Origin of the sequence: Acinetobacter sp. SH20PTE14 (assembly GCF_021391555.1) — a bacterium.
GTDB lineage: Bacteria > Pseudomonadota > Gammaproteobacteria > Pseudomonadales > Moraxellaceae > Acinetobacter > Acinetobacter amyesii.
Map to the genome: position 1 here is coordinate 159,550 of NZ_CP090068.1, position 20,827 is coordinate 180,376.

16 protein-coding genes and 1 pseudogene are annotated in these 20,827 nt (G+C 41.2%); 2 read left to right on the forward strand and 15 right to left on the reverse strand.

Features of this window, described 5'->3' with window-relative positions; translation table 11 throughout:
* Positions 1 to 96: 96 nt before the first annotated feature.
* The 10 genes from LXF01_RS17225 to aph(3'')-Ib all read right to left on the reverse strand — a co-directional run bounded on the left by LXF01_RS17225 (position 97) and on the right by aph(3'')-Ib (position 9,362).
* Entirely contained in the window at positions 97 to 1,263 is a 1,167-nt protein-coding gene (locus LXF01_RS17225) for a tetracycline-inactivating monooxygenase Tet(X3) (protein WP_024160783.1), read from the reverse strand.
* Between the two features lie 189 nt (positions 1,264 to 1,452).
* Entirely contained in the window at positions 1,453 to 2,118 is a 666-nt protein-coding gene (locus tag LXF01_RS17230) for a tyrosine-type recombinase/integrase (RefSeq protein WP_015060916.1), read from the reverse strand.
* A 284-nt stretch (positions 2,119 to 2,402) separates the two neighbouring features.
* Positions 2,403 to 3,896, reverse strand: a complete 1,494-nt coding sequence (locus tag LXF01_RS17235; protein WP_001120888.1) for an IS91-like element ISCR2 family transposase — start codon at positions 3,894 to 3,896, stop codon at positions 2,403 to 2,405.
* Between the two features lie 111 nt (positions 3,897 to 4,007).
* Positions 4,008 to 4,313, reverse strand: coding sequence for a LysR family transcriptional regulator (locus LXF01_RS17240; protein ID WP_001255015.1), 306 nt, complete (start codon positions 4,311 to 4,313; stop codon positions 4,008 to 4,010).
* Positions 4,314 to 4,340: 27 nt separating this feature from the next.
* On the reverse strand, positions 4,341 to 5,555 hold the full coding sequence (floR, locus tag LXF01_RS17245; RefSeq protein ID WP_000214119.1) for a chloramphenicol/florfenicol efflux MFS transporter FloR: 1,215 nt from the start codon (positions 5,553 to 5,555) through the stop codon (positions 4,341 to 4,343).
* A 216-nt stretch (positions 5,556 to 5,771) separates the two neighbouring features.
* On the reverse strand, positions 5,772 to 6,656 hold the full coding sequence (locus tag LXF01_RS17250) for a DUF3363 domain-containing protein (RefSeq protein WP_001447541.1): 885 nt from the start codon (positions 6,654 to 6,656) through the stop codon (positions 5,772 to 5,774).
* On the reverse strand, positions 6,593 to 6,943 hold the full coding sequence (locus LXF01_RS17255; RefSeq protein WP_233945529.1) for a hypothetical protein: 351 nt from the start codon (positions 6,941 to 6,943) through the stop codon (positions 6,593 to 6,595). The genes LXF01_RS17250 and LXF01_RS17255 overlap by 64 nt, the downstream gene beginning before the upstream one ends.
* 215 nt (positions 6,944 to 7,158) lie before the next feature.
* Positions 7,159 to 7,581 (reverse strand): hypothetical protein, encoded by a 423-nt coding sequence (locus LXF01_RS17260; RefSeq protein WP_000656635.1) that lies wholly within the window; start codon positions 7,579 to 7,581, stop codon positions 7,159 to 7,161.
* Between the two features lie 141 nt (positions 7,582 to 7,722).
* The gene (locus LXF01_RS17265; protein ID WP_000480968.1) at positions 7,723 to 8,559 is read right to left on the reverse strand and encodes an aminoglycoside O-phosphotransferase APH(6)-Id; all 837 of its coding nucleotides are present in this window, start codon (positions 8,557 to 8,559) and stop codon (positions 7,723 to 7,725) included.
* Positions 8,559 to 9,362, reverse strand: a complete 804-nt coding sequence (gene aph(3'')-Ib / locus LXF01_RS17270; RefSeq protein WP_001082319.1) for an aminoglycoside O-phosphotransferase APH(3'')-Ib — start codon at positions 9,360 to 9,362, stop codon at positions 8,559 to 8,561. The genes LXF01_RS17265 and aph(3'')-Ib overlap by 1 nt, the downstream gene beginning before the upstream one ends.
* A 101-nt stretch (positions 9,363 to 9,463) precedes the next feature.
* On the opposite strand from aph(3'')-Ib, the gene LXF01_RS17275 reads away from it, so the two are divergent.
* Together LXF01_RS17275 and LXF01_RS17280 are read left to right on the forward strand one after the other, a co-directional pair.
* Positions 9,464 to 10,554, forward strand: a protein-coding gene (locus LXF01_RS17275; RefSeq protein WP_085940648.1) for an IS4-like element ISAba1 family transposase whose coding sequence is annotated in 2 segments (ribosomal slippage) — positions 9,464 to 10,004 and positions 10,004 to 10,554 — 1,092 coding nt in all. Because the reading frame shifts where the segments join, the coding sequence is not laid out codon by codon here.
* 23 nt (positions 10,555 to 10,577) lie between these two features.
* Positions 10,578 to 11,110 (forward strand): annotated as a pseudogene (locus tag LXF01_RS17280) (IS1 family transposase); the annotation flags it as partial.
* 119 nt (positions 11,111 to 11,229) lie between these two features.
* On the opposite strand, the gene LXF01_RS17285 reads toward LXF01_RS17280, so the two are convergent.
* The 5 genes from LXF01_RS17285 to LXF01_RS17305 form a co-directional block, all read right to left on the reverse strand.
* Positions 11,230 to 13,470, reverse strand: a complete 2,241-nt coding sequence (locus tag LXF01_RS17285) for a YfjI family protein (RefSeq protein ID WP_233945530.1) — start codon at positions 13,468 to 13,470, stop codon at positions 11,230 to 11,232.
* Positions 13,467 to 13,673, reverse strand: coding sequence for a helix-turn-helix transcriptional regulator (locus tag LXF01_RS17290; protein WP_233945531.1), 207 nt, complete (start codon positions 13,671 to 13,673; stop codon positions 13,467 to 13,469). Before LXF01_RS17290 ends, LXF01_RS17285 begins: the two co-directional genes overlap by 4 nt.
* 195 nt (positions 13,674 to 13,868) lie before the next feature.
* Positions 13,869 to 14,759 carry a hypothetical protein gene (locus LXF01_RS17295; protein WP_233945532.1) on the reverse strand — a complete coding sequence of 297 codons (891 nt, stop codon included), beginning with the start codon at positions 14,757 to 14,759 and terminating at the stop codon, positions 13,869 to 13,871.
* A gap of 91 nt (positions 14,760 to 14,850) precedes the next feature.
* Positions 14,851 to 18,027, reverse strand: a complete 3,177-nt coding sequence (locus tag LXF01_RS17300) for a type ISP restriction/modification enzyme (RefSeq protein WP_233945533.1) — start codon at positions 18,025 to 18,027, stop codon at positions 14,851 to 14,853.
* Positions 18,028 to 18,184: 157 nt separating this feature from the next.
* Positions 18,185 to 19,171, reverse strand: coding sequence for a hypothetical protein (locus LXF01_RS17305; RefSeq protein WP_233945534.1), 987 nt, complete (start codon positions 19,169 to 19,171; stop codon positions 18,185 to 18,187).
* Positions 19,172 to 20,827 lie beyond the last annotated feature (1,656 nt).

Sequence of the window (20,827 nt, forward strand, 5' to 3'; positions counted from 1 at the left end):
TAATGTACAAAAGTTGATAGAAGCACACAAGTTCAATTTTGCACTTCTGCCCCACTATTGCAAAACTGCTTGTTAGTAGCCGTTTTTTCTTACTGTTTATAGATTCAATAATTTTTGAAACGAAAAATTGGGACTAAACATTTCGGTTTCGTTTTCTGTCGATTCGTCCTGCGTATCTTTTGCATAAACAAACATTTGTTGTTCGTAGTTTTCGATGGCATTTTCAATACTTGTAAATTCTCCGTTTGTAAGGTTTTCAGACAATATCAAAGCATCCAATAATCCCGTATTTACACCCTGTCCTGCAAAAGGCGACATCAAATGAGCAGCATCGCCAATCATTGTTATGGGTAATGGACGGTTACTTTTCCAATCATTGTTCAAAGGAAATTTCCTTGTGGGCAAGCATTGAAATGTTGATACCGAACGTATTAATTGTTTGTAAACTTCACTCCATTTGGAAAATCTTTTCAATAAAAAATCGGCAACGCTGTTTCTGTCCTGAAAATCTAAGGGAATTTTATTTTTCCATTCATCGGGCGTTTTAAAACTAATTCCTAAATACAATGCACCATTATTATTGGGATTGGCAAACAATAAAATGCCCTGATGTCCCGCCATTAATCGGTTGCCGTTGCATAGCTGAAAAAATCCGGGACAGTTTATTTCCGGTTGAAGAATATCAGCTTGGATGTTGAAAGTACCGGTTTCTTCAACTTGCGTGTCGGTAACAAAGCTCCTTATTTTCGACATTCCACCATTGGCAAGAATAACCAAATCTGCTGTTTCACTCGGTTTATTCTCAAAAGTTAGTGTCCACTTCTTCTTACCAGGTTCAAGCATAACAAGTTTTCTATCCCAAATAACCGTGTCGTTTTCTAAACTATTCAACAAGATAGCCCTTAAGTCATTTCTGTTTATTTCAGGATTGTCAAATCGATTTTCGGGCTTTACATTTTTTGTGGATAAAATATTGCCTTTTTCATCAGCAATATTTACACCCATTGGTAAGGCTAAGTCATAATAAGTTTGTAACAATCCCGCTTTTTTCATTGCTTCCTGACCTGAACCTTTGTGTAGGTCAAGGGTTCCACCAAAAATTCTTGCCTCTCGGTCGTTGTCTCTTTCGTAAACTGAAACGTCTATGCCGTTTTGCTGTAATAATTTTGCCATAGTCAGTCCAACGGGTCCACCACCAATTATTGCAACGTTCTTATCACTAAGTAAATTCATTTGTTTGTCCGTATCTATTCGCATTGTCATTCAAAAATGGCACATAACAAGTGGCTATACGCCAAATGGCGTATATATCCACTATATCTTATTTTGCTAAACCTTTCATTATCAGTGACAAATCCGTTTTCAACCGTTTACCGTTCGTTTCTACTCTCTCAAAAGGATTTATATTCATAGTGCTTTTTGTTAAGTTTTGCTCAAATATACAAATCCTTTCTATATATCTAACAAATCCATCGGACTTTTTAATTGTTCCATTCCCTTGGTGGTAATATGTGTATAAACCTCAGTTGTTTTACTGCTTGAATGACCTAACAACGATTGAATATAACGTAAACTCGTACCATTCTCAAGCAAATGCGTTGCAAAGCTATGTCGTAAGGTATGTACAGTAACTTCCTTTTGAATCTTTGCTTTTAAAACAGCTGCTTTAAAAATGTTTTGAATACTTCGGCTTGAGTATGCGCCACCTTTTTGACCTTCAAATAAATAATCTTTTGGTTTATATTCCATAAAGTATGTTCTTAAAATAATTAATGTTTTCTCAGATAAAATGGTATAACGATCTCTTTTTCCTTTTGACTGTTCTATACGAATTTGCATGCGCTTGGAGTCAATGTCTTTTATTTTCAGGTTTATACATTCAGAAATGCGCAAACCTGCCGAATAAATAGTCATCAGAATAGCCTTGTGTTTCACGTTTTCAATAGCGCGTAGTACCCGAATGGTTTCTTCTTCACTCATCACAACAGGAAGTGTTTTTTCTTTTTTTGGTCTTTCGATGAAATATGTTTTCCGTTGTCCACCCAAAACACGTTCGTAATAAAACTTAATCGCATTGATTGCCTGGTTTTGATAAGATATTGAAACTTTTCGCTCCATAACCAAATGTCGGAGAAATGATTGTATATGTCCTTCATTCAATCGATCGACGTATAGGAAGAATAAACGCCCTTTTCACCCAAGTCCAACAGCTTTGGACCGCAGTTGACTCTTTCGACACCCCTGCGATGCAACCCAATCCGGCTGACGGGGAGCCAGCAACGCTGAAAATTTACCCTCCTCTTTCCCACTAGCGGCTCCTTTTCCGACAACCAGCACGGCGGATCCCTGCCGCGGCGCTGTGAACGCAGCATTTTGATTGGTATCGTTGGCCTTCAGGCTCGTCAGTCAAACAGACCCAGGAGCAGCTCAGCCGGTGGCGCCCGGCTTTCGGGTAACGCCCTGGTCCCGCTGGTTTCGGCTTTGTGCTTCAGGTGATCAAGGATCTGCTTGATCACTATAGGGTCTTCAATGCAGGCGATGACTTTCATGGCGCCGCCGCAGCCGCTGCAGGTCTCGATGTCGATATTGAAAACACGCTTGAGCCGTTGCGCCCATGTCATCGACGCTCGCCGTTGTGCTGGTGTTGCCGGTTCATCAGCCACCCTGACCTTGTTGCCCCTGCCCCGTTTTGCCGGCGTGACCAACGCCCGGTGCCGACTGTTGGGTGCGAACACCCCGTGGAAGCGGGTTAGGTTGACTCTGGGCTTCGGTACCAGGGCGGCCAGCCTTGCAATGAAATCCAATGGTTCGAAAATGACGTGCGTGGTGCCGTCCCGGTACGGCGTCTTGAGCTGGTAGCGCACGTTGCCGCCTCGTGTTAACGACAGCCGCTTCTCGGATACCGCCGGGCGGCTGATGTACCGGCACAGCCGTTCGAGCTTCTTGCGTTCATCGGCCCTGGCCGCCACGCCGGCGTGCAGGCTGGACCCGGCTACCTTGCCAATCCCGTCACCGAACGGATCACCACTGGTCGGCAGAGTTTGCAAAGTGAACACCTTTCGCCCCGCCTGTGAACCGACAGCGATACGGTAAGTGATCGAGTGCCCCAGCAGGGGTGTCATCGGGTCGTCATCCACCGCATCCGAGGCCAGATAGCTGTTTTCGACATCCCGTTCCAGCAGGCCTTGCCGTTCCAGATAGCGACCCACCCGGTGGGCGATGGTGTGCGTCAGCTGGGTGAGCTCTGGGCTGGTCGGCGCCTTGACCCAGCGGAAACGCGCTGAGCCGTGGGATTGCTCGACATACACACCGTCGAGAAACAGCATGTGGAAGTGAACATTCAGATTGAGCGCCGATCCAAAACGCTGGATCAGGGTGACCGCGCCCGTCTTGGCCACTTGGTGGGTATGGCCCGCTTTCTTGACCAGGTGCGTGGCAATGACGCGGTAAACGATGCCCAGCACCCACCCCATGATCTCGGGCCGGCTGGCAAACAGGAAACGCAGCTGAAACGGGAAGCTCAACACCCACTGACGCATGGGTTGTTCAGGCAGTACTTCATCAACCAGCAAGGCGGCACTTTCGGCCATCCGCCGCGCCCCACAGCTCGGGCAGAAACCGCGACGCTTACAGCTGAAAGCGACCAGGTGCTCGGCGTGGCAAGACTCGCAGCGAACCCGTAGAAAGCCATGCTCCAGCCGCCCGCATTGGAGAAATTCTTCAAATTCCCGTTGCACATAGCCCGGCAATTCCTTTCCCTGCTCTGCCATAAGCGCAGCGAATGCCGGGTAATACTCGTCAACGATCTGATAGAGAAGGGTTTGCTCGGGTCGGTGGCTCTGGTAACGACCAGTATCCCGATCCCGGCTGGCCGTCCTGGCCGCCACATGAGGCATGTTCCGCGTCCTTGCAATACTGTGTTTACATACAGTCTATCGCTTAGCGGAAAGTTCTTTTACCCTCAGCCGAAATGCCTGCCGTTGCTAGACATTGCCAGCCAGTGCCCGTCACTCCGCGGTCTTCACTGCGTGATCGAGTTGATCGACACCCGCCGTGACACGCTCCATGAAGTGCCTGCCTGCGTCTGTTAGCCGAACGCCCCGCGCATGGCGCTCAAATAGCAGGACACCAAGGTTATCCTCCAGCGCTTTCACACGCGCGCTGACGCTCGACTGGCTGATACCAAGTGCCTTGGCCGCATGCCGAAAATTCAGATGCTCGGCGACGGCGATGAACTGAACAAGGGAAATGAGCGGTATCCTGCCAGACAGGATACCGACATTCACGAGGTTTCGATGGTTAGTGCGCCGCATCGGAGCGGGCCTGCTACCAGTCGTCGGTTAGACGACTGGCGACTTCTCGGTGGCAGCCCCACGGAGCCGAAGGAGCACCAGCCCCAACGAAACCAGTACCGCCATCGCCGTGGCGTAACAGATCACGGGCCACGCTGTGTCACCGTTTAAAAGTGCCACCGCCAATGTCCCGACAATGCTGACTATCAGGCTTTGAACGCAGAAGTAGAACGCGACCGCTGATCCCGCGATGTCGTCGAACTCTGCCAAAGCGCCGTTCGCGGTAACGGACACCGTGAAGACAATACCGACCGCGACAACCCACATCGGTAGGATGAAGGTGAGGAATGACGGCGAGCCGTAAAGTTCGCCGATCCCCAACAGGACCGCTCCGCAAACAAGCAACGCCATCCCACGCGCCACGCATCCTGCGATGCCCCATCTGGCGACAAAGGACTTCGCGAAACGGGTTGTCACGATCATTACAAGCGCGACAGTGGCGAAGGCAAAGCTGAATCCGATCTCGGAATATTCCGCTTGGCCTATGAGCACACGGGGAGCCGTCGAGAAGAAGACGAAGAAGGTGCCCATACCGGCGCTAAAGCCGACAGTGTAAACCCAAAAAGCCGGACTCGCGAAGATCGGCAAGACAGATCGGCGCGTCTTGACTTGATCCAGAGGGCGGGTTTCGTGCCACCTGAAACCCGCATTTAGGAGTGCGAGCATCGCCAGTATAGCCAAAGTAATGAATATCGCCTGCCATCCCAAGAACTCGCCGATCAATGCTCCGGCGATAGGGCCGAGCGCAGGCACGAACGCCAGCATCGAACTGAAAAGGCCGTAGATGACGACACCCTCAGGACGGTTGGCATAAACGTCGCGAACCGTCGCGAACGTCGCCACCAGCATGGCCGACGCGCCCACTGCTTGAAGTAGACGGAAAGCGACAAAGGCCGGTGCAGTTGAAGACCAAGCTGCTCCCAGAGACGCAATGACGAAAGCCGTTGCGCCCGCAAGTAGAATTGGCCGTCGCCCGATTCTGTCTGAGAGCGGACCAAAAATCACCTGGCCCACGCCGAGCATCACCATATAGAGGCTCAACGTGAGTTGGATCATAGCGGGCGTCGTGTTCAGGATGCCGGGCATCGCTGGAACGACAGGGAGATAAATATCCATCGCCAGTGAAGCGAGGATGTCGAAAGGAGCCATCAGCAGCAGTGCTGCCGGCAGCGTATAGGCCCACGCGGGGCGTGTGGTGGTCATGACGAATCAACCCTCGATTAAGGAATACCGGGCGACGTCTGCTCGTCAGCAATCAGATGAGACTAGCCTTACAGAGCGCCGCAACAACAATACTGGTTGTTGCGGCTTACTTGTCTGCTGACTTGGAATTTCCCATCTGATTACTCCACGCTTACGAATATGAATTGCTACATTTTATCCGATTATCTTTTGCTTCGCAATGCGGCATGGGCGCACTCAGCGTTCCAGCCCCCTCTGCCGCCCTAACTGCCACGACACCGACCCGCCCTGCACGATGCCCATAACCTCGCGGCCGAGTTGGCGGTCGATGATCGGCCGCCACGGGACAAGGGTGAACTCATGGGATTTCTCGACCACGGCGAACTTGCCGCTCGATAGATGCACGGTTCCGGTAAACTTGCCGCTGACGCTCTCGCCGTCCGTGGCGGCGCGGAACGGCAGGCCCTTACTCAAAGCCATATCCGATCCGACGCCGGCTACCTCGCGCTCCCGCAGGATGGCGAGAAGGTTGCGCCGGTAGAAGACGCGGCTGTCCCGGCTGCGGGTGGCGTCGCCCTGTTCGATATGGTGCTCGCGGCGCTGGTCCATGGCTTCGCGGACTTGTTGCCCGAAGCCGGTTGGCGCAAGGTCGGCCGTCTCGCCGTGGATCAGCCGCCGGTCCAGCCAGGTCGCGCCGTCCGATCCGATCTGTTTGTTCAGATCGACCGGGGAAAGGACGCGAACGCTGGCCTGACTGTCTCGGCCGGCGTCATGGGCGGCGGCACGGCTGACCAGATCATCGGGGATGCGCCATTGGTCGGCGTCGATCCGCTCGACGATACCGGCCCGGCGTAGCGCCTCCAGCCGGCGCACATGGGCATCGACATAGCCCTCATAGTCGCCGCCTGGAACGCGGCACGTATAGGAAGAATAAACGCCCTTTTCACCCAAGTCCAACAGCTTTGGACCGCAGTTGACTCTTTCGACACCCCTGCGATGCAACCCAATCCGGCTGACGGGGAGCCAGCAACGCTGAAAATTTACCCTCCTCTTTCCCACTAGCGGCTCCTTTTCCGACAACCAGCACGGCGGATCCCTGCCGCGGCGCTGTGAACGCAGCATTTTGATTGGTATCGTTGGCCTTCAGGCTCGTCAGTCAAACAGACCCAGGAGCAGCCTTTTTCTTTTGCAATTACTTCCGATCTGATTGCATTAAGCATATCTACAATTTGAATTGCTTTAGGGTCAATTTGATATTCCCTAGAGCTTTTCCCATTAATCCAAAGTTGAGCATCACGGCTATTGTACTTAGTTTCTTCCGTGTGGACTACCTTGTAAAATTCAATTATTTGCTCTGGGCTATATAAACCATTTCTGAAGCATTCAATTTTGAATTGAGCATTATTCATTTTTTCAGTTCCTTAATATTCATTATATGATACGCAATGAACCGCATTTTTTTGAAGCATTAGAAATCTAAACATCAAAAAAATGCGGGTGACTATTACCCCTATTTATTTTCAAATAAGAGCCTTAAATATAATTGCCAATCTTTATATATTAATTTTGAATGCTTCATATTTTCCTCTGTAGTGAATTGACCCCCTTCAGGGGGTCAACTGTTTTATGCGTATGATGATGTATAGCAGCGTTTATAAACTTTTGTACCTGTCGGCAATAATTCAAAATCTAATACTGTTGCATTTGCAGACTGATGAATCACGATATAGTTATCCATGATCTTTTTTTTCATTGGCTCTTTGCTGGTAAATTCATTCGGTAAAGGCACAACATAACCTTGCATTGAACCTGTTGCATCATAAGCCTGTTTAAGTTCACGGATGACACAATATGCCCGGCTTTTCTCAATAACTTGATAGAAGTCTACATTTGTTTGCTCATATCCCCATGAGGTATATAAGATCGTCCCGATCTCTAACTGATCACGGAATTTTTTAATTCGGGCTTTTTGTTCTTCCTTGTTCTTGATGGCGTTTTGATGGCTCAAGTTGTCTGATTGAATATTTTGAGAAACAGCTTCTTTCATACGTTCAACTGTTTTAAATCTAGTGTAGATAAAAGGGGGTCGTTTGCGGGAGAGGGCGAAATCCTACGCTAAGGCTTTGGCCAACGATATTCTCCGGTAAGATTGATGTGTTCCCAGGGGATAGGAGAAGTCGCTTGATATCTAGTATGACGTCTGTCGCACCTGCTTGATCGCGGCCGCGATAGCTAGATCGCGTTGCTCCTCTTCTCCATCCGCGTTCCAAGCTGCGGAAAGGCACCCATAAGCGTACGCCTGGTCGAGCAGGCGACGCGGATCGACGTCCAGCGCACGAGAGAATGCGTCCGCCATCTGTGCAATGCGTCTAGGATCGAGACAAAGGTCGTCTCTGTCAGCCGGATCGTAGAACATATTGGCGGCGCCAAAGCCCACTTCACCGACCAGACCGACGGGATCTATCACCAGCCAGCCGCGACTGGAGAACATGATGTTTTCATGATGCAGATCGCCATGTAGCCCACGCAGTTCCGAGGCATTGCTCATCATTTGATCGGCTATAATCGCCGCGTGGACGTAGTCAGTTTGACAACCTGCGTTTTGATCATCGCGCGCCCGCTGAAACAAAGCTGCAAAGCGATCCCGGATCGGGAGAAGGGCAGAAGGCAGGGGTTCCTCAGATGCGGCATACAGCTTCGCCATTAGTTCCGCTGCAATTTCGGTCGCCTGGTAGTCGCCGTGCTCGGCAACGATGTGAGAGAGCATTCGCTCCCCGGCATATTCGAGCAACATCAGATTGTTCTCACGACCGAGCAACCGGACTGCTCCCCTCCCATTGCGCCATACCAGATAGTCGGCCCCGCGCAGTTCATCAGCAATGTCTTCTATAGGTTTCAATCCCTTGACGATTGCAGGAGTCCCGTCTGGCAATGAAACTTTCCAAACGAGGCTGGAAAAGGTGTCCGCAATGAGAACAGGTTGCGAAACGTGCCAATGAGCAGGAAAAACAGGCGGCATGAACATCAACCCCAAGTCAGAGGGTCCAATCGCAGATAGAAGGCAAGGCGTTCGCGGTCGGGGGCTTCGATCCCCAATACATTGAATAGGACAGCGAAGGCGCGCTCTGCTTCATCTGGCGCTGCCCAGTTCTCTTCGGCGTTAGCAATCATGAGTGCCAAATCGGCATAGCGATCTGCTGTTCCGAGCCGCCCAAGGTCGATCAGACCCGTGCATTGAAGAGTTTTAGGGTCCACCATGAAGTTCGGCATGCAGGGATCACCATGGCAAACAACCATATCGGTGCGCTCTTGGTCGAGCCGCACCGGTAGCTCTCGTTCGACACGAGCCAAAAGATCGAGCTGCGGCGTACTCTTGTCCTCGTCCGGTAAGAAGTCGGGATTGACGGCATTGCGGGACACCACATCAACGGCGCGTCCGAACATTCGCGACAGCCTGCGCTCAAACGGACATTGATCAACCGATAGGCTGTGAACAGCGCCAAGTTGCTGCCCCATTGACGGCCACGCTTTGAGCAAATCCGCTCCAGACAGATCAGCCGCCGGTACTCCCGGAATTGCCGTTATCACCAAGCATGCACCCTCCTGTTCCTCCTGCCAGTTGATCACCTCGGGGCAAGCCACACCTCGACCTTTGAGCCAAATGAGGCGGTCACGCTCTCCAGCGAGCTCACCGCGGCGGGAAGCAGGTGCGATTTTCGCGAAGGCATGCCCGTCACCACGTCGAAAAACAAAATCACCAGATTCTCCGCCTCTGACAGGCAACCAGTCAGAATGCGATTCACCAAAAAAAATATTAGTTCGATTCAATGGAGGTTCCTTCAGTTTTCTGATGAAGCGCTCTGTACACGACAAAAATAGATAACTCATTGAAATAATGTCACAATAATTGTTTTCTAACGACGAATACTATGACACATCTCAATGAGTTATATCTTATCTTAAACAAATCTCTAAAATGGAACAAGTCACATTTAAAGTGCTTTGCGCTCATCATGCTTGTGATTATTTTAAAGCAAACATGTAATCTTTCTTCTGCATCTAAAGCCTTGCCCATCAAGTGTTTACCACAATCATTTTATCGACGTATGCAGCGCTTCTTTGCAGGTCAGTATTTTGATTATCGTCAAATTTCTCAGTTGATTTTCAATATGTTTTCATTCGACCAAGTGCAACTGACTTTAGATAGAACCAATTGGAAATGGGGAAAACGAAATATTAATATCCTGATGCTCGCAATCGTTTATCGTGGAATAGCGATACCTATCCTTTGGACATTGCTTAATAAACGTGGAAATTCAGATACGAAAGAGCGTATTGCTTTGATTCAACGCTTTATAGCCATTTTTGGTAAAGACCGTATTGTGAATGTGTTCGCAGACAGAGAGTTTATCGGTGAGCAGTGGTTTACATGGTTAATTGAACAAGACATCAACTTCTGCATTCGTGTTAAAAAAACTTCATTGTCACCAATCATTTAGGAAAGAATCATAAAATTAGTGATTTATTTCGCCATCTTAAAGTTGGTCAAATTGAATGTCGTAAACGACGGATTTTGGTTGGTCGGGTGAAACTATATATAAGTGCACTACAGTTAGAAAATGGAGAGCTTTTACTCGTCGTTTCTCCTCAGTTTAATGCCAATGCTATTCAGGATTATGCATTACGCTGGGAAATTGAAACCTTATTCAGTTGTCTCAAAGGACGCGGGTTTAATCTTGAAAATACGCGCTTGACAGACCCTAGACGAGTGAAAAAATTGATTGCGGTGTTAGCTATAAGCTTCTGTTGGTGTTACTTAACGGGTGAATGGCAACATAATCAAAAAAAAGCGATAAAAATAAAGAAGCATGGACGACTCTCAATGAGTTTATTTCGCTATGGTTTAGACTATGTTCAAATGGCGATTCAGCGTTTAATTGGTTTTGGGAAAAAAGAAGAGTTTAAGGAAATTTTGGCAATTTTAAGAAAGCAGAATCCTGATAGGATAAGGGTTCTGTGAAATTTGTCGTGTACAGAGCAAATAAAATACGTCACCTGATAGTTAGAGGGAGTGGCGTAAGAGATATTGCAGAAACCGAGCGTATAAGCATAGGTAAGGTTTTACGAACATTAAGTAAATCCACTTATCAAATTTGTCCTAAGCAAAGTTATTATGAATCTCTTGAGGTTGATGAGTTTTGGACTTTTATAGGAAATAAAAAGAATAAACAATGGCTTATTTATGCATACCATAGAGAAACAGGTGAAATTGTTGCTTATGTTTGGGGTAAACGAGATCTAGCGACAGTACAACGACTGAAGGCAAAGTTAAAGCAGTTAGGTGTTCACTACACCCGAATTTCAAGTGATCACTGGGATAGTTTTGTGACTGCCTTTAAAAACTGTAAGCAAAGTATTGGTAAGTTTTTTACAGTAGGTATTGAAGGAAATAATTGCAAAATAAGGCATCGAATTAGACGTAGCTTTAGGAGAAGTTGTAGTTTTTCGAAAAAGCTTGAAAACCACTTAAAGCCTTCGACTTAACCTTTTTCTATATCAATAATGGCTTCATTTAATCTCAGCATACTTTTTGAAACACCACCAGATTTTTTAGTTTTCTGATTTACGTAATTGCTTAAAATCCTAACTGACAAAACTGACAAAACTATGTTCTGTCAGTTTTGTCAGTGTGGTTTTAGATCATTTCGTAAATTTTTGGATTTATCCAATAACGTTTTGTCGGTCTCCCACCTTTAACGGTCGCTTCAACCTCTTCAACGTGTACCCAACATGCTTCATTTAAGATATCCAGTGCTTCATATATATGTTGTATGTCTGTTAATGATTTCCAATTTTTGCGAAATACTTCTCGAGCGCTAAAACCATCCGTGCGCCATTTATCTGACTCTGGGAGTTTTATCAATTTGTTAGCTAATATACTTGCTTTAAAGTTAGAAGAATGTAATACGAGTCCATAGATTCTTCTAGCATGACTTTCTAGGTAGTCACACCACTCAATTGCCATTTCAGTAGCTCTTTTGCTAACTCCACCTACAGCCCCTAAATTGATGCCATCAATAACATGAAACAATAATGCCAATCCTGCCATGAGTTTAGGATATTTAGATAAATGCTCTTGGATTATCTGATGATCTTCATTCTGTATTTTCTTCGTATGAAGTGAAGTTGTCCATTCAATAAAAAGATTTTGAGCTTCATCTGAAAATATAAAATAAGGACTCTTGTTATAACTATCCGAACTATTAGAACCAATACTACAAAGAGAAACTTCATTAAGTTTATCCATACTTTCAAATATTGAGTAAACTGCGTTTCGTGCATTGTTATCTGGTTTTCGGTCAACATACTCCCAGGTTTCACTATCAGGGTACACAAGCAATTGGAAGCGTTGTATAAGTCCATCATTTCCTAAGCCCTTTATTGCTGGTTCTAGATATTGAATTAATTTATCAGGCTGAATTCCTCCCATGACGGTTAAGCAATGGTTTGGAATAAATTGTGACCCTCTCCCAATCCGATCGATTTGATATGATCCTGTACCATTCCATCCTTCAAGAAAGAAAGTTCTGCCTAATCCACCATCTTTTTCAAGAAAAGCAAATAATCCAACCAACTCATCACGGAATACTAAAATTCCATTTGGATTATTTACTTCCAAGTCTGATAACGCTTCTATCGTTGCATCATCAGTTTGATAGCGCTTTTCAGGTGTTTCCTCACTATTAGCTGCTACTTCATTTTTTTTATTGGCTTCAATTTTAAGTTCTTGCTTAGCAATTTTTAAAAATAGCTCTTCACGCTCGGTTTCATCTTTTATTTTAGTAAGTTCTTTTTTTAGCTCTCTGAGTTCCTGCTCCGCAGATAATTTTTCAGCTCGTATCTTAATAAGTAATTCTTCAGTTAAGTCCTTAGATTCTTGATTTATCGAGCTTATAGCTGTTTTTCTATCAAGATCTTTGCACTTACTTGTTTCTTTTGCTTTATCTATTAGTTGTGAAATTGGACGAAGCCCAGCTTCATAAGCTGGAGATTTCTTCATACTAGGTGTTCCTACTACTGCACTCCATAGATTTGTCATCACCCTCCAATCTCCAAGAGGCTTGGGTTTAATCGTCACTTTTGTACCTAGTAGCGAACCTAGTGATGACAATAACGAGACCGCAACAAAATCTACGGGCATTTTATCTGCACGCTCTGCCTCATCAAAAACATAATCAGCAAGATCCATTGGTAACATACTTTTATTAAGTTTTTTTACAGGCAACAATTCAGCTCTGACTGGTTGTGGCTCTTTCCAATCAATTAGTTGAGTGCTAAGAATAAGATTATTTATCTCACTCTCTAATTCTTTGGTACATGTAAAAGAGTCTACAGGCAGAGATAATCCGATAATTTTGATATTTAAACTACTTAAACGCCTTTTTAGATCCCTAATATGATCACAAGTAGTGACAACACAAATGTCATTAAATCTTGCTTTAATCTGCTGAGCTTTGTTTTGACTCAAATTATTTACTAATAATATTTTGTATTTTGAATCTGATAGTTTAAAAGCAGTTTGGCTATCTTCTGTTACTAAAAGTACTGACTTAAAGTGTTCATTAAAAATAATATTACCATTTCCAATATTTATCTCATTACCTTCAATTAAATTCATGAATCGTAATCCAACAATTTCACCATTTAAATCTATCAATGGGATAACTGGCATGTTCTCTAGGTTCGGATAGTTTTCTAAATTTCTGGTAGCTCTTTTGAATTCTTTAGGCACTATCCCATAAATTCTATTCATAGCATTAGCTATTTCAGAACCCTGCTGAATTACAATTGAATCATATTCAAAGTAATTGGAAGCATTTGTACTATTTGCTTCTTCATCAACCATGCTCGTATTATTTGAAAATTTTGTATTCATTTTTCACTCCCCATATGTGAATTTGAAGAGCTTAATTTCAAAACCCAATCTTTGATTTCACTTTCACGATAAAAAACACGAGCTTGTTTTTTATCACCAAATTTAATAGCAGCGGGGAACGAAGGGTCTCTTTGTTGTATTGCGTATATCGTATTTCTACTAGCATTTAAAATACGACATACATCTTTAATTTTAATCAACATTTTTTCTCTGCTCACTGTTGAAATGAACACTATGAGAAATGCAACAAATAATGATTTTCATCTATATGCATACCTCAATTCTGTTCGTGGAATTGGATATGCACATAGTTGAGCAAAGCAGGACATTAGACACTGTTATAGACTTAACTAAAAATTAAGGCTTCAACAACCTTGACAAAAACAGAAAAACAAGAATCAAAATTTATCTATAAATTTAAAATGTTCAACAATATTATTTTCATCACTAACAGTGATCTGAGCCATCATTTGTGTATTGATGGGATGGGTATTAGCATTTTTTAATATATTTTTAATACCAGTTTCATCCAACTGACGATTAAAGATTGTAGATGTAAGTTCACAAATTATTTGATTTGAAATCTCTAGATTAAAGGTATTTTTCAGTTCTCTAACAAAATAGTTTATTCTTAAATTTTTCTCTCTTAATATAAGTGGATTTCGGACATCAACCAAATATTGAGCATCGGAGAAATAATCATAAAAAAGTGTATCTGCATTTGAGAAAATAATTAATTCTTTTTTTATTTTTTCTTTAATCAATCCTGCATCAATATTGCAATTTATTGAATTATCTTCAATTAATTTTTCAATAGCCAGATGCAAACCATTATCTAATTTTTTATTTAACCAATCATGAACATCTAAAATATTAATCTGATTATTCTTTAAATCAGTATAATTCTTTTCTAATTTTTCTAATTTTTTTTCATTCTTCTTATGTTCTAGTGCCAAATTTTCTAAAAAATATTCAGAGGAATTTGAATAAACAAGAATAATTTTACAAATTCCATCTAAATAAAGATCACTACTTTTAAATAGCTCTATGAAGTATGGATTTTTTAATATCTTATCTAAATTTTCTAAGTTGTCATGCGTAGTAAGCAAGTAAGAATAGCCAAGCTTTTCAAAGACTTTAAATTTTAAATTTACATCTTTCTTAAAATTTTTTAAAAAATATTCCTTTTGTAATTTAATTTTTTTATTAAACAAATCTAAAAAATTTCCACCATAATCAACCGTAATATCCAAAGGAGTAAAAATATCTTCAAATTCTGAATTTTTCATAACTATAAAACCCTATATAAATTCTATTAAGAAAATTTCACTTAAATAATAAAAAAATGCTCTAATTGAATTAGAGCATTTCTACAATCCATTAAAGGAAGTCAATCTCATCAATAGAGGTCATAATTTCAGAAGTTTTCTGAAGAGTAGCAATGATCTTTTGATAGTGCTTAATATCTTCAAATTGTAGAGCTTTCCCTTTTCTATCTTTAAGCCATTTTTGTGCAGGTTGGTAGCCACCAATATAGAAGTTCCAAGCTATTTCAGGAACATTGGCAAAATATTGTTCATCATTGATATAGACCTTTTCATCTTTATAAATCACTTTTTCTATATTATTTTCACCGCTTTCAGGGTATTGAGTAATGAGTTTAAGATTAGTATCTTCCATAAGATGAAGTTTTCTTAATTGCCCCCCTAACTTCCCTAATTCCAAAAATGTTCTCAGATCTTTTGGATATGGAACACGAGGGAAATCTATTTTTAAAAAATCTTTATAAGTTTCTCTATAATTAGGTGAGTATAAAACTGCATAGATATAATCAAGTATATCTATAGGTGCAAATGTGCCTTTTATATTCTCTTTTTGATCAGTATAAGTTAATCCAATAATATCAGCTAATTTATCAACAATTTCTGATTTTAAATTTGGTATAGTGTTTTTAATCTGTTCCAAATTTAATTGATCATTCTGAATATAAAGAGGGAATATGGCAGATTGGGTTGTTCGCTCTCCACATTTTGTTTCCATAATAAATTTAGATAAAAAGAAATGATCACAGGTATTTGATTTAGTACTTCTTGCAGTAACAAACCCTATATTTCCATCAGACACTAGATGCTTCATTACTTCATCTCGCGGATAGCAATGAAATCCTTTAGATTGCCCAGTGTAATATGTCCAACGTATATCAAATGGTCGATATGAAATTTGTACGAGTTTCCCTTTATCTGGGAAGTTATTTTTTAAGTCGGTTTTAGCATATTGTACTTTCCAGTCCCGAACATCTTTGCCAAGTTTAAACTTACTGCGAGCCTCTTCATCATCTAACTCTAAAAAGTTTTTAATGGTAGCCGTGACATCTTCTTTACGTTGTTTGATAGTAAACTCATCTCGCGCTGTGACAATGCCTACACTACCTATTGGAAATAGTTCATTTATTGAAATAAACTGACTATAAACATCTTCCAATGAAGTGTTTTGAGGAATCATGAAATAGTTAGGTGCTTTATTTTTAAGTAAAGTATAGGGAATAGTGCTTACAGAATTATTAAGTAAAAATTGATATTTCTTTTCACGTAAACCATAAAGGTCATAATGATAGAACTGCCCTAGTTTATTCACTTTTTTCTTTCCTGTTTTAATAAAGATATTAATTGAAACACCCTCTTTAATATCAAAAACATTCTGATCTAAGCTACCATCAGGACACGTTTCTTTGATATTACTATTACCATGTAAATCAATAGTATATATTTTATCGTATGTCTTTAATAAATTCCATCTCATGCCTCTAAATGTATTGCTATTTAAAAATCTATGCGGATTAATAAATGCTAGAACACCTGAACCGTTTTTCTCAATAAAATATTGCCCATAACGTAAAAATTTCACATAATCATTATTAATCCATTTTGGATTTCTTTCTTGTAATTTTTCTTCGCCACCTGGCTCTTTTTTATAATCCTCCATCAAGCTCATAATCCAATCACCATTATTGGAGCTTTCACCACTATAAGGAGGATTACCAATAATACACATTACAGGTGTATCACGTTTAATTTCATTTGCTGAATTTGCTTCTGTACTTAACCAATTCGCGAATAATGTACCTGTATCAGGGTGACTTTCTTCTAAGCTATTGGTTAAATAAACTTTGAGTCGCTCTTGGCTATTCCCTTGTGGTTTATATCCAGTTTCTGATAACAGTAAGTTCAATTGTAAGTGGGCCATTGCATAACTAGCCATGAGTAGTTCAAAACCATTGAGTCGAGGTATTAAATCTTTCTCTACATAGTTACTCCAAATCCCTTGCATACCTTCAAAATCTTGATAGATATGTTTGATGACTTTTGAAAGGAAAGTCCCTGTACCCGTAGCAGGATCTAAAATCTGCACTTTATGGACTTCTTTTTCTGTCGTTACATATCCATCTTTATGACGTCTATCTTTTGTTGGGTTCTTAATTTTGATCTTTGTTTTTGTTGTATCAGCTAGACCTTCTGAAAGACCAAATTCAGTTTTTAGAACTTCATCTACTGCTCGAACAATAAAATCAACTATAGGTTCAGGTGTGTACCATACACCACGAGCTTTACGGAGAGATGCATCATATTCACTTAAAAACGTTTCATAGAAATGAATAATTGGGTTATTCATTCGTGTTGAACGCCCATAAGTTTTTAGAATTTCTTGAACATTACAATGTAAGAAAATATCTGCAAGGCTATCAACAATCCATTTGATACGGTCATCAATGTCTGGCCCTGCAATATAACCAAATAGTCTACGCAAAAAAGGATTTGATTTAGGGATTAACTCAGCTGCTTCTTGTCTTGAAAAAGTCTTAAGAGTTGAATCATAGAGTCGGGCTGCAAACATTCCATAAGCAATCGTTTGAGCATAGACATCTGCAAAACCTTTAGGTGTAATATCGTGAATAAGGATCTGTTTAAATCCTTCAAAATGAGCCTTTAACGTAGAGTCTTCATGATTATCCTCATCACTAGTCACAGCTCTTTCTAATATTTCAGCAAGCAATTTAGCTTTGTTAGCCATCATTTTAGCTAACTTCTGAGGACTTTTAATTGTTTGCCCTAAATAAATACTAAAGTTACTAATCAGACTTTCAAACATTGAAAAGTTTTCAGGTAAAGCTTTAATTTGATTTCCTACAATTTCACCAATAGAAATTTTAGTAACTAATTCACCTTCTTGATAAAAATAGAAGTCTAAGTAGTCTGTGAATACAATATTATTTAAAGAGGCTTTGTAGCGATCAAATTGTTCTTTATTCCCGTTCTTTTTCTTACCTTCTAAATCTTTGTCTCCAATATCTTTAGCCTCAATAAAGCCTATTGGAATACCTTTCTTTTCAATAATGTAATCAGGTGCCCCACAGTCTTGACGTTTAGGCTCATTGATAACTGTGAATTCTGTGCCAATGATTGCCTCTATTAAACTTTGTAGATCACCACGGAAACTATGTTCAGTCGTCTTTCCTGTAATAAACTTAGCATTAATTGCTTGAATGTACCCTTGAATCATTTATTTCAATCTTTTAGTAAGTCAATTTATGTAGTTATCTTAGTAGATTCATGGCATAGATTGAAGAAACAGATTGAGTTTTAAGGGTATTTTTCTGAATAGCTACGGATTTTGTATGATTGTCTTAGATCAATGCATGGATTTTTGGTCAAAAACATTAAGTTGGATTTAAAAACTTATCAATTTCATTCCAATCACAGTTTTGAGCTAGTCTTCTTGGTAGCTCAACATCGTAATTTATGTAGATCTCCCTTCTTAAGCAATACTCTTCATAACTTTCAGCATATAGCTCCAATCTTGGTAAAAAACATAACTTCAAAGTTGGTAGTTCTTGATCATCCCATCTTTGCTTAGATCGACTATATAAAAAGAGTTTCCCCAATGTATAGAGTCGTCCTACCTGTTGTCTCATTCCCCTAAAAACAGCATAGGTTTGAAAATATGACTGCCATTTAACAACATCTTCAATCGATTTAGCTTTATTAGACTGTGAGACATAGCGGTTAATAATATTAACTAGGTCTGTCTTCTTTTTTGCTATGACATCTTTTTTCCATCTCCATGTCCAACTAAAAGGCTTACTTGGAGTTCTGTAAAACTTATCAGAATTTGGTTTATACTTTTTGTGAGTCATTCGAACCAATTCTGCTGAACAGCCAGCAAAATCTAATTCTAGATAAGGTTTAGACATGACGAACTTCAAAACCTCATCATCATTAAAATAGTTATGGATGAGATCTATTTCAGCAATAATATTTTCTTTAGAAAAAGACAATTCTTCCATTTCATAGATTTTATCTTTGCCGATTTGTTCTTGTTGTTCATTAGAGCGAATTGGCTGTTTACTATGTCTATGACTATTAGGCGTAGTAAGTAATAGGATAAATTGCCATCTATTTTCATAAATCACATCTTGAACAATCAGGTCTGCAATTGGCTTACCTGTTTTAAGGCGGTAATTTCTCTGCCGACTGGTTAAATTCAAGTCATATCTAAGCGTCAATTTCTCAATTAATTTCTTAATATTGGTTGTTGAGCCAATGCCATCATCAATACTGAATGATGAATAGAAGTATGCTCCCCGAGTGACTTTATCCTGAATTTTTTGTGCTGTGTACTTGGTATGAGGGCTATAATCAATCATTTTTTGTCATCCAACAATACAATTTTGCTGTAAATCAACAATCCACTTTTTCCCTGTGGAATCTCGTCTCTACGTTTGTGTCAGTCAACAATAGAAATTGTCTAAATTAAGTCATTTTTTACTTTTGAGCTTTGCTCAAAACCGCTATGGCAAAGCCATAGCTATATGAATAATCACCTCACTTTGTAAGGTGGCAATTAAGTAGTTCCTAATGACGACACAAACCTCATTAGTTAAATTTATATTAATTTAAATTTATTATCAATAATATTGATATTTAAAATTAGATGTATTAATATGAAGTCATCAATCGAATAGTGGACTGACCATCCATCCTTAATTTTCTTCTTTGAAGTTTTGGATGGGTTAAAGACCACCATTCAAAACTTTGATACATATTGCCGTGAGTACCTGAACTAACCATTCTTGTACTGCCGATGTAGCGGACTGCTGGGGAAACCTCGCTCGGTACGTTGCAACGGGGGCTGGAGAGCTGCAATGCTCTTCTTCTATCCGTTCATTCAACTTGGATTTAAGAGTTCCTATATGCATTGCATATAAAGTTGTTGGGCGACAAGGACACGGGAGCCTATAAGGAATTTATTCCGAAATGGTCATTTGGTTAGGAATAGCCAAATTAGATTTAAAACTTTGGTTTTAAATTGAAACCCTGTTCAAGGTGATACAGTCAGGAGCAGCATAGGATGTGCGATAGTCTCCGTTAATAGCTGAGTGTGTATGCTTGATCGAGGCAAGTGAACAACTTGCGAAAAGTATGCTCATTTCCAATCACGATGGCTGCTGAGAGTACCGTGAGGTACTAGGACTTCGAGCCTAACGGTGGAGAAGTTGGCACCATTTGGCGCAAGCTAAATGGGTCGCTGGATAGCTTAAACGTGTAACGGCATTAATCGATAGATGCTGATTGGAGTGTAAGAGTTTTACCCTTTATAAAGTTGTGTATACATCATATCCCGATAAAACTAAGGAACTACGGTTGGGGGAAACAGGAAGTATGTATGCAAGCGAGAGGATAAACGGTCTGCACATTAAGACACTTTGAAATAACTTGGGAAGCGCTGTATGAAGGACTTAAATTGGTTAAATGTCTGTCAATTTATACAGTGTGGGAGCGATGGCAAGTAGCGCATATAAAGCAAGTATTTACTTGCGGAAATTGTGATATAGATTTTCATAGCAAGATTTGTATTAAGTGAGATAGCTAGCTTAAAGCGAATCCTAAAACAGTCTGATTTATCAGATTGCTCACTGCGAAAGCTTGAGTCGGCACATATGAAAATATGTTCGGCAATATGTTAGAAGAAGGTTAATGGAATGCTTGGTCGCATTCCTATGTTTGGGCTTGGTCGCTCAAACTAGACCATGATTGATAAAATATAAGTATTCTGAAGTTTGGTCACTGAAGAAATATTACTTATATGAAGTTGCTAGATTCTTTCTAACCTAGCTAATGTTCACACGGACATGAAAAATATAAGTGTCTCGCTCTTCCATTTTAGGCGAGAAAAAGCTAAATCCTCGATTTAGAAATTTGAAGTGGAATATGGCTTAAGTCAGCATGAAAAAATTGAGCAGCCAATAAAGGCGTTAAAATTGAACAAGGAAATGTTCTCAAAAACCTTTTAAGGCTACATC